The sequence below is a fragment of the Comamonas halotolerans genome, assembly GCF_030162935.1.
In the GTDB taxonomy this organism is placed as follows: Bacteria; Pseudomonadota; Gammaproteobacteria; order Burkholderiales; family Burkholderiaceae_C; genus Comamonas; species Comamonas halotolerans.
Genome location: NZ_JASAUZ010000045.1, coordinates 243218 through 257136 on the forward strand (window position 1 = coordinate 243218; position 13919 = coordinate 257136).

Genomic DNA, 13919 nt, shown 5'->3' on the forward strand with positions numbered 1-13919 from the left:
GTCTGTGTCTCCGTAAAAATTGCCTCAGTCAGGCCAAAGCGTGGGTGTGGAGGGGATGGAACGAAACGAGGAGCGAGGTGCTCATGCGCTTCTGACTGCAAAGCCCGCCTGCGGCTCTTCGCGGAAACGCTCCTTGAGCTTGCGACGCAGCAACTTTCCCGTTTCCAGGCGTGGCAGGCTTTCAACGAAAACCATGCGCTGGGGCAGCTTTATGCGAGCCAGTACCTGGCTGGCCTGGGTGGTGATTGCGTGTGCTGTGGTCAGCGAAGCTTCTGCTTGCGGACGCAGCACAACAACGGCCAGGGGGTACTCGCCAAAATCAGGGTGTGGAACTCCAACCACGGCCACCTCTTGCACATCTGCGTGGCGCATGAGTGCGTTTTCGATTTCCTGTGGGTAGAGGTTGACGCCGCCCGAAAGAATCAGGTCCGCGCGGCGATCACTCAGGAAAAGATAGCCGTCTGTGTCTACATGACCAATGTCGCCATAGGTGATCCAGCCATGCTCATTGATGGCCTGGCGAGTTTTCTCTTCGTCGTTCAAGTAACTGAACTGCCCGCCATCAGAGAAGTACACCTGCCCTATCTCGCCTGCGGGCAGTTCTTGTCCGTCGTCGCCCACTATGTGCAACTTACCAGTGGTTGGGCGGCCCACCGAGCCAGGGCGCTGGCGCCACTCGGTAGCGCTGATCATGGTCGTGCCACAGCCCTCGGAGCCTGCGTAGTACTCCATCAGGATGTCGCCCCACCAGTCGAGCATTGCGTGCTTGACATCAATCGGGCAGGGCGCTGCGGCATGGATGGCCACGCGGTGACTGGATAAGTCGTAGCGGCTGCAAAGCTGCGCAGGCAGCTTGAGCATTCTGCTGAACATGGTGGGCACCCATTGGCTGTGGGTAACGCGGTACCGCTCGATCAGCGCCAGGGCGTTTTCGGCATCAAAGCGCTCCATGATGACGGCCTTGCCACCTAGCTCCAGCACACGCAGCGTATAGCGCAAGGGTGCAGCGTGGTATAGCGGCGCGGGGGAGAGATAAACAGTATGGGCGTCCATGCCCATGATCCGGCCCAGGCCGAGGGCTTCAGGGTCTGTGTGGCCGCGCAGTTGGGCTGACAGCAGGGGTTTGAGCACGCCCTTGGGGCGGCCTGTAGTGCCGGATGAATACAGCAGATCTCGGCCTTGAGGGCGATCGGAAAAGTCGGCAGACAAGACGTGGATGGCTTGCAGCGCTGTCTTCAGTGACGGGGCTTGGGGTGTCGCATCGTCGACGGTCCAGAGTGGCACTGGGTTGCTGTTTGGCAGTGCCGACAGTTGTGGGAGTGTCTTGTGCGAGGCAATGACCAATCGCGCATCGCAGTCCTGCACGATGTAAGCAATCTCCGGTGGCGTGAGGTGGGTGCTCAGTACCGCCGCATAGAGGCCTGCTTGCCGGGCCGCGAGCGTGAGTGCAAGGATTTCCACACGGTTTTCCAGAAGAACCGCGAAACGTTCACCCGGTTTCAGCCCCTGCTCATGGAGCCATTGAGCCATCTGCAAAGCGCTGTGTGCCACATCGCTTGCAGTGAAGTGCGCGCCGGTCTCGGCCATGACCAGTACCACCCGTTCGGGTGCCGCTGCCGCGCGGCCAAAGAAGTCCTGCATACCTGTCACACATTGCTCCTTGGTGCGTCCTCTTGGTTGCTTAACGCAATCTGCAAAGACAGATTTGATGTTCCATAAAACAATTTATGAAATCATTCTTTCAGCCGTTTTGTTTTAAAAATATCGGGTAAATACGCTCTTAATTACAAATAAACGATGGCAAAACTATTTTTAATGGATCATTGGTCTCATAAAAGTATGGAGGCGATATGAATATTCCTGTCATCGTTGATGCCATCCGAAGTCCGATGGCTCGGGCAAAGGCTGATGGAGCTTTGGCTGATGTCCACCCGGTCGATTTGCTTTCCCAGGTGCTCGAGCAACTGATCGCCCGCAACCGTATTGACCCAGGCAGCGTGGACGATGTGGTCTGTGGTTGCGTCAGTCAGTCCGGTGAGCAGGCGGGTACACCGGGCCGTATGGCTTGGCTGGCGGCAGGTTTGCCCACCCATGTGCCCTCCACCACGATTGACCGCAAATGCGGCTCCAGCCAGCAGGCGGTGCACTTTGCAGCCCAGGCCATCATGGCGGGCACGCAAGACATCGTGATTGCCTGCGGCGTGGAATCCATGAGCCGCGTACCCATGGGGAGTTCGCGCATGGGCAAAAGCATCACAGGGCCACGCTTTGATGCACGCTACGCGCCAGGCCTTGTGGGGCAAGGTGTGTCGGCAGATCTGGTCGCAGCAAAGTGGGGACTGTCGCGCAATGCGCTGGATACCTATGCCGCACGTTCGCACCAGCGTGCCCATGCCGCGCAATCCAGCGGTGGATTCACGCGTGAGATTGTGGAAATCCGCACCTGTGCAGGCAGCGTATCCATGGACGAGACCATTCGCCCCGGAACCACGGTGGAAAAGCTTGCCAGTTTGAAGGCGGTGTTTGAGAGCGAGGAACTCTCCAGACGCTTCCCCGAGATTCAGTGGGCCACGACAGCTGGCAATGCTTCGCAGATGACAGATGGCGCCAGCGCCATGCTCATCATGAGTGAGCAACGAGCTTTGCAGCTGGGGCTGCGGCCTCGGGCTCGCTTCGTGGCTTTTGATGTGGTGGGCGATGACCCTCTGTACATGCTGACGGCTCCGATTCCTGCGACGCAGCGGGTTCTGGCCAAGGCAAGGATGACGCTCGAAGACATCCAGCACTACGAGATCAATGAAGCCTTTGCGTCTGTGCCGCTGGCATGGCAGAAGGAATTGAAGGCCGACGGTGAGCGCTTGAATCCGCGAGGTGGAGCCATCGCCTTGGGGCACCCGTTGGGAGCTTCTGGTATTCGCCTGATGACCACCATGCTTCACGCTCTGGAAGACAGCGGACAGCGCTATGGCCTGCAGTCCATGTGTGAGGCTGGGGGAATGGCCAACGCAACCATTATTGAACGACTGTGATGGTGCGCAGTGTTTCGGTAGCTATGGAAAGTCACGAGAGGAAAACATATGAAGCTAGAGCAAGGGATGACAGCACTTGTCACTGGTGGCGCTTCGGGGCTGGGAGAAGCTTCAGCGATTGCGTTGCTGGAGCGTGGGCTGAACGTCGTAATTGTGGATTTGAATGATGAGCGAGGCATGGCGCTGGAGCAGCAGTACCCTGGCCGCTTGCGCTATGTGAAGGCAGATGTATCGGATGCCGAGCAGATGAGCAGGTCTATTGCTGCTGCGGAAGGCTTTGGCAACTTCCGTGCGCTGGTGCACTGTGCTGGCATTGGCGGGACGGTGCGTCTGATTGAAAAGGATGGAAGCCCGGGGTCGCTGGAGAAGTACATCAACATCATCCGCGTGAACCAGATTGGCACCTTCAATACGCTACGTCTGGCGGCGGTGAGCATGGCCAAGAACGATCCCGACAATGGCGAGCGCGGTGTTTGTGTGCTGACGGCCTCGGTGGCGGGTTACGAGGGGCAGATCGGGCAGATTCCATACGCTTCCTCCAAGGCGGGCGTCATTGGCATGACCATTGTTGCTGCGCGTGACCTTGCCTCCAAGTTTATCCGCGTATGCACCATTGCCCCAGGCCTGTTTGATACGCCCATTCTGTCCAAGTTGCCTGATGAGGTACGCCGATCACTGGCTGCCTCGGTGCCCAACCCTGCCCGCCTGGGCCACCCTTGCGAGTATGCGATGACGGCGCTGCACATCCTGGAGAACCCCATGCTCAATGGCGAAACCATCCGCCTGGATGGCGCTATCCGCATGCAGCCTCGTTGAAGCAACGCTCCCTGTGAGCGTTGATATCTCCTGCACGGCATGGCTTTGCAGCATGAAGAGTGCCCTCGGCCGATAGCACGGCCTAGCAGATTGACTGTGCCTGTTTGGCATACGGCTGGCAGCACTGCAACACGGTGAAACTGAGAGAGGATTATTTATGGCATCCACAGTATTGGTAGAAGTGCGCGGCAATGTGCAGATCATGACCTTGAGTAATCCCGAGGCGCGCAATGCGGCCACGCTGGAGATGGCACAGGCGCTGGCTGCTGCGCTGGATGAGCTGGACAGCAATCCGGCGCTGCAGGTAGGCATCCTTACCGGCGCAGGAGGCACTTTTTGCGCGGGGATGGACTTGAAAGGCTTTCTTCAGGGGAAGCGCCCCAGTCTGGCGGGCAGGGGGTTTTTGGGGCTGACGCAAAAACCGCCTAGCAAACCTCTCATTGCCGCAGTCGAAGGTTATGCCTTGGCGGGCGGATTCGAAGCCGTACTGGCTTGCGATTTGATTGTTGCTTCCAGAAGTGCCAAGTTTGGTTTGCCCGAGGTCAAACGCGGCTTGGCCGCTGTGGCAGGAGGGCTCTTGCGTCTGCCCAAGCGCCTGCCATATCACCTGGCTATGGAGTGCATTTTGACGGGGGAGATGCTGGGTGCTGAACGTGCCATGGCACATGGTCTGGTGAATCGTCTGGTTGAGGCCGGTCAGGCGCTGGAATCTGCCTTGGAGCTTGCGCAGCGCGTGGCTGCCAATGGGCCATTGGCGTTGAGCGCCAGCAAGCGTGTGGTGCTGGAGTCGGCAGACTGGTCGCAAGCGGAGATGTTCGACAGGCAAGCAGCGATCACTGCGCCTGTATTCGCATCCCAGGATGCGCGTGAAGGGGCCGCGGCTTTTGCAGAGAAGCGGGCGCCAGTCTGGAAGGGTGTTTGAAGTGAAAAAGTTGGGATCGTCCGGCTATCCATCGGAGATTGCGATTTAGTTGGTAGTGGGCTGCAAGAAGGTCGTAGCGCCGTTAACAAAAGAGGAGACAAAAACATGTCATCGTCTTCACGTCACAGTACACGCCGACAGGTGTGCGCCAGTTTTCTGCTGAGTTTGTTTGCAATGGGAATTTCTTCGCATGCATGGGCGGATGCAGGCTGGCCCAAGCGTCCCATCACCTTTGTGGTGCCTGGTGCGGCTGGCGGTACCACAGACACGCCTGTGCGCTTCATGGCACAAAAGCTCAGTGAGCGGCTAGGCCAAGCAGTCATCGTAGATAACAAACCCGGTGCGGGAGGCTCTTTGGGGGCTGGCGTCGTGGCGCGTGCCCAGCCAGACGGATACACGGTTCTGGTGGGGAACACAGGCTCCAATGCGATCAATTACACCGCGTACCAGAAGTTAAGTTACAAGGCAGAAGATTTCGTTGCACTGACAGACATGATCTCGTTTGCCAACGTGCTGGTTGTTCCGGCGGAGTCGCCCATCAAGAGTGTGGGTGAGCTGATTGCCGTGGCAAAGCGCACGCCGGGAAAGCTCGCGTTTTCGTCAGCAGGTGTTGGGCAGACCACGCATCTCATGGGCGAGCTGTTGCGCCAGAGTGCCCATGTGGATGTGGTTCATGTGCCCTACAAAGGGTCTGCTCCTGCAACCATGGCCATTGTGGCGGGTGAGACACAGTTCATGTTTGACAACCTCACAGGATCGCTCAGCCATATCAAGGACGGGAAATTGCGCCCGCTGGCAGTGACAAGCACTACTCGAGAGCCAGCACTGCCTGAGGTGCCAACGATGACTGAGCTGGGTCTGAAGGAGTTCGACAAAGTGGGGTGGATGGGCTTTTTCCTGCCTGCGAAAACACCTCCAGATGTGGTCAAAAAGCTCACCGAAAACTTGATTGCTGTTTTGCAGGATCCGGTAGTGGTTAAACGCTACGAGGAGCTGGGTGGCCGTCCAGGTGGGATGCCGCCAGAGCAGTTCTCGAAGATGGTGGAGCGTGATCGGCTGAGCTGGGGTGAATTGATCCGTAGTCAGAAGCTGCAACTGGATTGAGGGAGGAGTCATGCTTGAGTCGTTTTCCTTTCGTGGCCAACATGTATTTGTCGCCGGGGGTACGAGTGGCATCAATCTCGGAATCGCCCAGGCTTTTGCACGCGCGGGTGCCAACGTGGCGGTCATGAGCCGTTCCCCCGAAAAAGTGCAGCAAGCGCAGGATGGTCTGCATGCATTGGGTGCGCAGGCAATGGGTATCAGCGCGGATGTGCGTGACCCAGGCGCAGTAGATGCTGCGCTACGTCAAGCGCATGCACAGTTTGGCGAAATCGATGTGTTGATTTCCGGTGCTGCAGGGAACTTTATTGCGCCTGCCGCAGAGCTTTCGCCCAATGGCTTTAAGACCGTGATCGACATTGACCTCAACGGCAGCTTCCATGTGCTGCGTCTGGCCTATCCGCTGCTTAAAAAGCCCAATGCAAGTGTCATCAACATCTCGGCCCCGCAAGGTATCAATCCAACGATGTATCAGGTGCACGCCTGCGCCGCCAAAGCAGGTATTGACATGATGACGCGCGTGTTGGCCATGGAGTGGGGAGAAGTCGGCATCAGAGTGAACGCGATTGCGCCTGGTCCCATAGAGAACACGGAAGGGATGCGTCGCCTGGCACCGTCCCCAGAAGCACTTGCAAAGGCAGTCGCTTCGGTTCCGTTGCAAAGAATGGGAACGCTGGATGACGTCGCGCATATGGCGCTGTTCCTGTCCTCTCCGCTGGCTGGCTACGTCACGGGGGCTGTGATCCCTGTGGATGGAGGCTCATCGTTGCGTGGTGGGCGGGATATGCGCGCATCCTATGTGCCTCGAGCCGCTGGGTAGACAGGGCATGTGGTTGCTTTCCAGGCGGCTGCCAAGCCTTGGGCTGAAAATTTCAGCGAGCTTGGGAGGTGCTCAAAGGTTGTCTGCAACTTGGCTTGGCGACAAAGTGCTGCCTTCCAAGGTACCCATCTCTGGGTCATGCGTGCTGGAGTGCATATTCGGGAGTAAGAAGAAAAAGGTGAAAATCTCAGTTTTTTTGAGGTTGATATGAATGCAAATGCAGAACCGGATAGCAAGCTTGTCAGTGCTCTGGTCCGAGGTGTTTCCATATTACGCTGCTTCTCCAGCAAATGCCAGGAACTGAGTGCTAAAGAGCTGATGGACTTGACCGGTCTGCCCAAGCCAACACTTTTTCGTTTGACTGAAACGCTGTGCGAGCTGGGCCTGCTGCGCTACTCGGACAGACTGTCCAAATACGTGCCTGGTCTTGGACTGCTTAGTCTGTCTTCTCCGGTGCTTACGCGCTTGGCGTTACGCCAGCTGGCTCGCCCGCAAATGCAGGCGCTGGCCAACCTGACCGAAGGACAGGTTCAACTGGCAGTTGGATTTCGCAGTGAGCTTTGCCTGGTGGAGAAGGCCAATTGCCTGGGGAATTCCATTTTTCAGCCGGAGGTTGGTGTGCACACGTCACTGTCGCGCACAGCTTCAGGCCGTGCTTATCTCCTAGGGCTTCCAGCGCAGGAGCGAGAAGCTTACCTTGACGATATGCGTAGCAAGGATCCACAGCGTGCAGCATGGCTGGAGCAAAGGCTTGATGATGCGCGCCAGAGCCTTGCAGAGCATGGCTTTTGCCGCAGCCATGGTGATCTGCATCGCGAGCTGGAGTCCATTGCCGTGGCTATGTCCAAACCACTGGATGGGGAGTTGTGGGTGTTTGCTGTGACATTGCCTGTCTACAGCCCTCTGTGCGGCAAGCTGGAAAGCGAAGTCGGTCCTCGGTTGCGTACCCTGGTGCGTTCGGTAGAAAGCGTATTGGGGACCTCTGGCTTGTCATAACCAGGCCCTTTAATCAGCAACATAACTAAGGAGTCGCCGTGAAGGTTCTTGACAGTGTGAGAGTGCTCGAGATCGGAGGCTTGGGTCCGGGGCCATTCTGTGCCATGCATCTGGCTGATTTGGGAGCGGACGTCATTTCGGTGGTCCGCGAAAGCAAAGCCCAGGGCGTGACAGGCAATATTCTCAATCGCGGCAAACGTTCTGTGTATGCGGACCTTAAGACGCAAGAGGGGCGACAGCTGGTATTGACCTTGGTGGCTGAGGCGGATGCCCTGATCGAGGGGATGCGGCCTGGTGTGATGGAGCGCTTGGGGCTTGGGCCTGAAGTTTGTATGCGCATCAACCCACGCCTGGTGTACGGGCGCATGACTGGCTGGGGGCAAAGTGGTCCTTTGGCGCAGCGAGCAGGCCATGACACCAACTATGCCGCTGTCAGTGGCGCACTTTGGGGGTGCAGCCCCTCCGGTGCGCGACCAGTTTCTCCGTTCGCTGTTTTAGGGGATATCGGTGGTGGTGCACTGTACTTGATGACAGGTCTGCTTTCGGGCCTGCTGCAAGCGAGGGCGACAGGGCGCGGCACTGTGGTGGATGCAGCGATCGTGGATGGTGCTGCGCACATGCTCAACCTGATGCTGAGTGCCCGCCAATCTGGCCTGGTCAAAGATGAGCGCGGGCAGTCGATTCACGATAGCGCCCCGTTTTATGACACCTATGTCTGTGCGGATGGGCATTACGTGACGGTTGGTGCCCTTGAGCCTCAGTTCTATGCTTTGCTGCTCGAACTTCTGGGGTTGACACACGATCCGGATTTTGTCGGAGATCAATGGGACAAGGCGCAGTGGCCGATGCGCCGCGCCCGTCTTGCGTCACTATTTCTGACGCAGCCACGTGCGTACTGGCAAGATTTGCTCGAGCCCACAGATGCATGCTTTGGCGCTGTGCTGAGTCCGCTGGAAGCATCGAAGCACCCGCATATGCAAGCGAGGGAGGTTTACCGCGAGATACAAGGCGCTTTGCAGGCTGCACCGGCACCCCGCTTTGACGCCCAGGCCTATGAGCCTGGAGCGATGTGCGTGGCGGGACAGCATACAGAAGAAATAGTGAAGGCCATGGCGCAACCGGACCCTTCTTCGGCAATATGGCTAGCGCGTTGAACGGGCATTGCCGAAAGAATGATGTTCCGTAAGCAGTGAAGGCACGAGAAAATCCCGGCGAATACTTCTTGCCTGGGCGGTTGAACACAACAGCATATTCAAAGTTTGGACATTGGCAGCGAGCACTTTAGCGTGGTGCGATGCTCTGTTGTGCTGTGGCACACAACCCCTGGTGAATGCAGGCTGCTGCAACGGCTGCCAAAGGTCCAAAATGACAACGCCCGCGTAAGCGGGCATTGCGAACATAAGATGGCAGCAAAAGTATTGCTTTGCGCGGTATGGATTAATACATCGGAAGTCTTTTTTATGCAGCGGCAGCCTGAGGGCTCAGCATGAAACTGTCGAAAAATTTCGAGAGTTCTGCATGGGCATTCAAGGGAAGGACCAATGCCACGTACTGGTCGGGGCGCACCACTACCAGGGCCCCTGCTTCACGGTTGATGTTGCGCAAGGCAAAAATGTCTTGTTGGTTCTTCAGATCCACGGCAAACACCTTCTCCAGGTCATGTAGCTGATAGCGTCCTTTTTGTGGGCGCAGCAGCGGGTGCACCTGCTCCAGATCGACTTCATGCGATGCCTGTTGGAAAATGCCACGTACATCGAAGATCGCATCCACATCCTGGCCAGAGGGGGTGTATTTGACGATCGGGGAATCAGGTGATTGGGCCAGGTACTCGCACAAGGCATGGAGTCCTTGATCGCGCTGTGTCTGGTCCTGAGCTCCGGCAAATGCATACAGGCGCCAGCGGCCATCGGCCTTGGCGACATGACCCAGATGCATGGGTTTGGCGTCGCAGACACGCACCACTGGTGCTGAATGCATGCGCATGCCCACCGGATAGCCTGCCGCCAAGTGCTGGTGGGTGGTGTCACCGCAAACCAGGGAAGCTTGGTACTGTGTACCCACCCCTGCTGTGAAGCGGCCGTGTTGCACAAAGTATTTTTGAAAGACTTTGGGATCAACGCCGCCACGATCACTGAACATCGTCGCCCATTCACGATCGAAATCAATCAATTGCTGTGCAACGACCTGCCGTTCAGCCGAGTATGTGCGCAGCAGCGCAGGTTGGGCTTGGTGACGCAGCACTGCGGCGAGTTTCCAGCCGAGGTTGAAGGTGTCCTGCATCGAGAAGTTCATGCCCTGACCCGCCTTGGGGCTGTGGGTGTGGCAAGCGTCTCCCGCAATGAAGACGCGAGGTTCTTCATCATCGGTGTTGCTATCGTCGTACTGGTGGCAAATGCGCTGGCCAATTTCATAGACCGACCACCATGCGACTTCCTTAACATCCAGGGTGTAAGGGTGCAGAACTTTTTGCGCAGAGGCAATCAGTTGCTCTGCCGTGATGCCGCGCTGGGCCACACGTTCATCTTCGCCCAGCTTGTCCATCTCCACATAAAAGCGCGTCAGGTAGCCGCCTTCACGCGGGATGATCAGGATGTTGCCCTTGTCCGACTGTATTGCGACTTTGTGGCGGATATCCGGAAAGTTCGATACCGCCAGAACGTCCATGACCCCCCACGCGTGGTTGGCAGAGTCGCCCACCAGCTCGCGGCCGATGGCCTTGCGGACGCTGCTGCGCGCACCATCGCAGCCCACCACATAGCGAGCGTGCACAACTTCGGTATGGCCTGTGTAAGGGCCATCCACACGTTCGAGGGTGACAGTGACCGGATATTCAAGGCTGCGGTCAACGCACACGTTCTGCACACGGCGACCATAGTGAGGCTGTAGGCGGCTGGGGGCATTGCGCATGCTTTCCAAATAGAAATCATGAATGCGTGCCTGGTTCAACACCACGTGAGGGAATTCGGACAGGCCGTCTTCCGTGTCTTGTACACGGCCATGGCGTGTGATGGCGTTGGCATCCTGTGCATCTGGTTTCCAGAAGGTGACTTCATTGATCCAGCATGCTTCTTTGACCACACGCTCGCTAAAGCCAAAAGCCTCGAACATCTCCATGGTGCGGCAGGCGATACCGTCCGCTTGGCCGAGTTGCAAAGGCCCTTCTTTCTGCTCCACGATGGCCGTGCGGATATCAGGAAACTGCGCCAGCTGGGCTGCCAGCGTCAACCCGGCAGGTCCGCAACCGACGATCAGGACATCAACGTGGCTGGGGACTGCATAGGCATAGGCACTGGCATCTTGAACGTGAGGATCGCCGGGACGAAACCCTTGGAGGTGAAATTGCATAATAGAACCGTAAACGGATTGGCAGTGAACAAATAATCAGTTCACGTATTATTTTGGCGATGGTCTTTGACGCGACCTAGGATTAACCATGAGTCATCCCTTTGAATCGTTATCGGGTTCTGAGTTGCACAGCATGCCTGGGCATGGAATCAGGCGCTTGCAGCAAATTGCAGTTGCACTTTTTATGCAGGAAATGGACGGAACAGGGCTCACACCGGTGCAATTTGCAGTGTTGCAAGCCCTGGCGCTGCAGCCTGGCGTGGATCAAAAAACACTGGCACATATTGTGAGCTTTGACACTTCCACCATAGGTGCTGTCATTGATAGGCTGGAATCCAAGCAAATGCTCACTCGCAGTCTGAGCCCTGAAGATCGGCGTGTACGTCTGTTGCACCTGACTGCAGAGGGAAAAGCGCAACTGGAGAAAGCATGGCCTGCCGTGCTACGTACCCAGGCGCGCATCTTGCAGCCACTCAATGCGAAAGAGCAGCAAGTTTTTGCTGAGTTGCTGCGCAAACTTTGCGATACCAGTCGGCTGGAAGGTCATTAAAGAATATCGGGGTTTTCCCTTTGGTGCGACGGAAGTTTTTGCACATTGAGAGCGGGATTTATTTATTGAAAAAATGAATATCTGAATCTGAGCTTTTCATCTTGTTGGGTAATGGCTTGTTTTCGAGAATCTTCTCAATTCTCTGAATCCGCACGATCTAACCTTCAAGAAAAAGCACATGGACAGACTCAAAGACAAAGTCGCAATCGTTTTTGGCGCAGGCCCCAACATCGGGGGCACGATCGCCCACTTTCTGGCCCGTGAAGGGGCTCGCGTTTGTGTGACGGATGTCAGCGAAGTGGCTGCCAACGAAACCGTGAAGTTTCTCCAGGACCGAGGCCTGGAAGCGTTTGCGGTGCAAGCCAATGCGCGCAAGGATGCCGATGTTCAACGTGCGGTAGCCGCCACCATGGAGCGCTACGGACGCCTGGACATTTCAGTCAACATGGCGGGCCGTGTGCACTGGAGCCATGTGCTGGATATGCAGCATGATGACTGGGATGATTCGGTGGCCAGCTTTGCAACAGCGGGCTTGCTCACCACCCAACACTGCGCACGCGCCATGATGCAGTCGGGGGATGGCGGCAGCATGATTCACATCCTGTCGACGGCCGCGCATTTTGGTGAAGCTGATGGGGCCGCCTATTGCGCAGCCAAAGCCGCCTTGCTGAGTTTTGTGCGTTCATCAGCGCTGGATCTGGCGCACCTGGGTATCCGCGTCAACAGTGTCACACCATGCTCCATGGAGCATCAGTTGTGGACCACGATGCGCGATGAAATGTTCGATCCCGAGTGGAAGGTGCCTGATCGCAAGGGCTTCTATTCGCGCCAGGAATACCTGGACCAAATGCCGCTGCGCCGATTCCCGCGAGCCTCCGATCTTGCATGGGCCACTGTTTTCCTGGCCTCCGATGAGTCGGCATGCATGACTGGCTCAGATATGGCCGTGGATGGTGGTTTGCGCCACAAATATCCCACATGGTCACCTGGCCGCCACCACCCGCTGAATATCAAGGACTATGCCCGTTCAATCCAGTGGACCAAATACGGTGAACCACAAGGTCCGCTGACGGACTTGCTGGGTGAGCCCGTCTAATTCTTACAACGCACGATGGAGACAACAATGAGCCAAATGGATGAGCGCCGCCTGGCGCGTGCAGCGCAATTCAACCGACTCACGGAAGTGGGGCCTGATACCGACATGGGGCGCTTGCTGCGTAAGTTCTGGCAGCCCGTTGCCTTGAGCGAGAGCGTGGAAGTGGGGGCGGCCATTCCACTGAAGATCATGTGTGAAGAGCTGACACTCTACCGTGGCACCAGTGGCAAGGTGCACCTGGTCGGGGGGCGCTGTGCTCACCGCCGCACTCTGCTGCATACCGGCTGGGTTGATGGTGAGGAAATCCGCTGCATCTATCACGGCTGGCAATTCAACAGCACCGGTGCGTGCGTGAAGCGTCCCGCTGAAGCCGACACGGGCATGCCGCGTACCAAGATCGCCGGATACCCTGTCAAAGAGTACCAGGGGCTAGTGTTTGCGTACATGGGTGAAGGCGAGCCACCTGAATTTGATCTGCCGCGCAAGTTGCTGACAGAGCGCCCTGGCGCGCTGGTCGCCAACGGTATGGAACGCTGGGACAACAACTGGTTCCAGCAGGTGGAAAACTCCATGGATGCCGTACATGTGAGCTTTGTGCACATGGCACTAACCGTGGGTGCTTTTGGCAAGGCGGTGACGACAGGTATTCCTGAGCTGAGCTACGAAGAAACTTCGGCCGGCATTCGCCAGACCGCGCGCCGCAGCAAAGACAACGTGCGCCAGAGTGACTGGACGTTCCCGAACAACAACCACATTACGGTTCCAGGCTTGCAGCCCGAGGACCCATGGCTGGACGTGTTTGTGTGGATGACGCCGAATGACGAGCTCAATACCACTCGCTTCATGATCTACAGCCTGCCGCCAGGAGCCAGCGAAGCCTCGCAAATGCGTTTCAAGACGTACTTTGCCAAGTATGGCAAGTACGACCCTGCCGAGCATCATGACGAGTTGTTCAGCTCACGTGTCTGGAAGAACCCGGAAGACACTTTTGTCGGCTTGACCGCTGCTCAGGACTATCTGTCGATCCGGGGTCAAGAGCGTGTGACCAAGCGAGAAGACGAGATTCTTGGGCGTTCGGACCTGGGCATCGTGACCTTGCGCAAACTGTTCTGGCGTGAACTGGATCTGGTGAAAGCCGGACAACCGATCAAGGCATGGAAGGCGCTCGAAGCACCGCTGGAGCTGCCGCACCAGCCAGGGGAGGAAGACCCCTCCTTGCTGGAAAAAACCGAGGCCTGAACCCC

General features: G+C 57.2%; 12 protein-coding genes. 10 read left to right on the forward strand and 2 right to left on the reverse strand.

Going from position 1 to position 13919, the window contains the following annotated elements:
- Window positions 1-81: 81 nt before the first annotated feature.
- Window positions 82-1641: an AMP-binding protein gene (locus QEP11_RS15445; protein WP_284337579.1), complete on the reverse strand. Its 1560-nt coding sequence runs from the start codon at window positions 1639-1641 to the stop codon at window positions 82-84.
- 209 nt (window positions 1642-1850) lie between these two features.
- On the opposite strand from QEP11_RS15445, the gene QEP11_RS15450 reads away from it, so the two are divergent.
- From QEP11_RS15450 to QEP11_RS15480, 7 genes are all read left to right on the forward strand, one after another.
- Entirely contained in the window at window positions 1851-3029 is a 1179-nt protein-coding gene (locus QEP11_RS15450) for a thiolase family protein (protein ID WP_284337538.1), read from the forward strand.
- Window positions 3030-3077: 48 nt separating this feature from the next.
- Entirely contained in the window at window positions 3078-3845 is a 768-nt protein-coding gene (locus QEP11_RS15455) for an SDR family NAD(P)-dependent oxidoreductase (RefSeq protein ID WP_284337539.1), read from the forward strand.
- Window positions 3846-4002: 157 nt separating this feature from the next.
- The gene (locus QEP11_RS15460) at window positions 4003-4767 is read left to right on the forward strand and encodes a crotonase/enoyl-CoA hydratase family protein (protein ID WP_284337540.1); all 765 of its coding nucleotides are present in this window, start codon (window positions 4003-4005) and stop codon (window positions 4765-4767) included.
- Between the two features lie 174 nt (window positions 4768-4941).
- Window positions 4942-5871, forward strand: a complete 930-nt coding sequence (locus QEP11_RS15465) for a Bug family tripartite tricarboxylate transporter substrate binding protein (RefSeq protein WP_284337580.1) — start codon at window positions 4942-4944, stop codon at window positions 5869-5871.
- A gap of 10 nt (window positions 5872-5881) precedes the next feature.
- Window positions 5882-6688, forward strand: coding sequence for an SDR family oxidoreductase (locus QEP11_RS15470; protein WP_284337541.1), 807 nt, complete (start codon window positions 5882-5884; stop codon window positions 6686-6688).
- A gap of 207 nt (window positions 6689-6895) precedes the next feature.
- Complete coding sequence (locus tag QEP11_RS15475) at window positions 6896-7684, forward strand: IclR family transcriptional regulator (RefSeq protein ID WP_284337542.1); 789 nt, start codon at window positions 6896-6898, stop codon at window positions 7682-7684.
- A 38-nt stretch (window positions 7685-7722) separates the two neighbouring features.
- On the forward strand, window positions 7723-8838 hold the full coding sequence (locus QEP11_RS15480) for a CaiB/BaiF CoA transferase family protein (protein WP_284337543.1): 1116 nt from the start codon (window positions 7723-7725) through the stop codon (window positions 8836-8838).
- A 304-nt stretch (window positions 8839-9142) separates the two neighbouring features.
- Here the strand turns inward: QEP11_RS15480 and QEP11_RS15485 are convergent, their stop codons facing one another.
- Entirely contained in the window at window positions 9143-11029 is a 1887-nt protein-coding gene (locus QEP11_RS15485; RefSeq protein WP_284337544.1) for an FAD-binding monooxygenase, read from the reverse strand.
- Between the two features lie 88 nt (window positions 11030-11117).
- Here QEP11_RS15485 and QEP11_RS15490 point away from each other — a divergent pair, with 88 nt between their 5' ends.
- From QEP11_RS15490 to QEP11_RS15500, 3 genes are all read left to right on the forward strand, one after another.
- Entirely contained in the window at window positions 11118-11579 is a 462-nt protein-coding gene (locus tag QEP11_RS15490) for a MarR family winged helix-turn-helix transcriptional regulator (RefSeq protein WP_284337545.1), read from the forward strand.
- Between the two features lie 178 nt (window positions 11580-11757).
- Window positions 11758-12675 carry an SDR family NAD(P)-dependent oxidoreductase gene (locus QEP11_RS15495; protein WP_284337546.1) on the forward strand — a complete coding sequence of 306 codons (918 nt, stop codon included), beginning with the start codon at window positions 11758-11760 and terminating at the stop codon, window positions 12673-12675.
- 27 nt (window positions 12676-12702) lie between these two features.
- Window positions 12703-13914 (forward strand): Rieske 2Fe-2S domain-containing protein, encoded by a 1212-nt coding sequence (locus QEP11_RS15500; RefSeq protein WP_284337547.1) that lies wholly within the window; start codon window positions 12703-12705, stop codon window positions 13912-13914.
- Window positions 13915-13919 lie beyond the last annotated feature (5 nt).

Coding starts and splice junctions, on each gene's coding strand:
- QEP11_RS15445 (WP_284337579.1), bottom strand. CDS start 1,641: ATGCAGGACTTCTTTGGCCGCGCGGCAGCGGCACCCGAACGGGTGGTA.
- QEP11_RS15450 (WP_284337538.1), top strand. CDS start 1,851: ATGAATATTCCTGTCATCGTTGATGCCATCCGAAGTCCGATGGCTCGG.
- QEP11_RS15455 (WP_284337539.1), top strand. CDS start 3,078: ATGAAGCTAGAGCAAGGGATGACAGCACTTGTCACTGGTGGCGCTTCG.
- QEP11_RS15460 (WP_284337540.1), top strand. CDS start 4,003: ATGGCATCCACAGTATTGGTAGAAGTGCGCGGCAATGTGCAGATCATG.
- QEP11_RS15465 (WP_284337580.1), top strand. CDS start 4,942: ATGGGAATTTCTTCGCATGCATGGGCGGATGCAGGCTGGCCCAAGCGT.
- QEP11_RS15470 (WP_284337541.1), top strand. CDS start 5,882: ATGCTTGAGTCGTTTTCCTTTCGTGGCCAACATGTATTTGTCGCCGGG.
- QEP11_RS15475 (WP_284337542.1), top strand. CDS start 6,896: ATGAATGCAAATGCAGAACCGGATAGCAAGCTTGTCAGTGCTCTGGTC.
- QEP11_RS15485 (WP_284337544.1), bottom strand. CDS start 11,029: ATGCAATTTCACCTCCAAGGGTTTCGTCCCGGCGATCCTCACGTTCAA.
- QEP11_RS15490 (WP_284337545.1), top strand. CDS start 11,118: ATGAGTCATCCCTTTGAATCGTTATCGGGTTCTGAGTTGCACAGCATG.
- QEP11_RS15495 (WP_284337546.1), top strand. CDS start 11,758: ATGGACAGACTCAAAGACAAAGTCGCAATCGTTTTTGGCGCAGGCCCC.
- QEP11_RS15500 (WP_284337547.1), top strand. CDS start 12,703: ATGAGCCAAATGGATGAGCGCCGCCTGGCGCGTGCAGCGCAATTCAAC.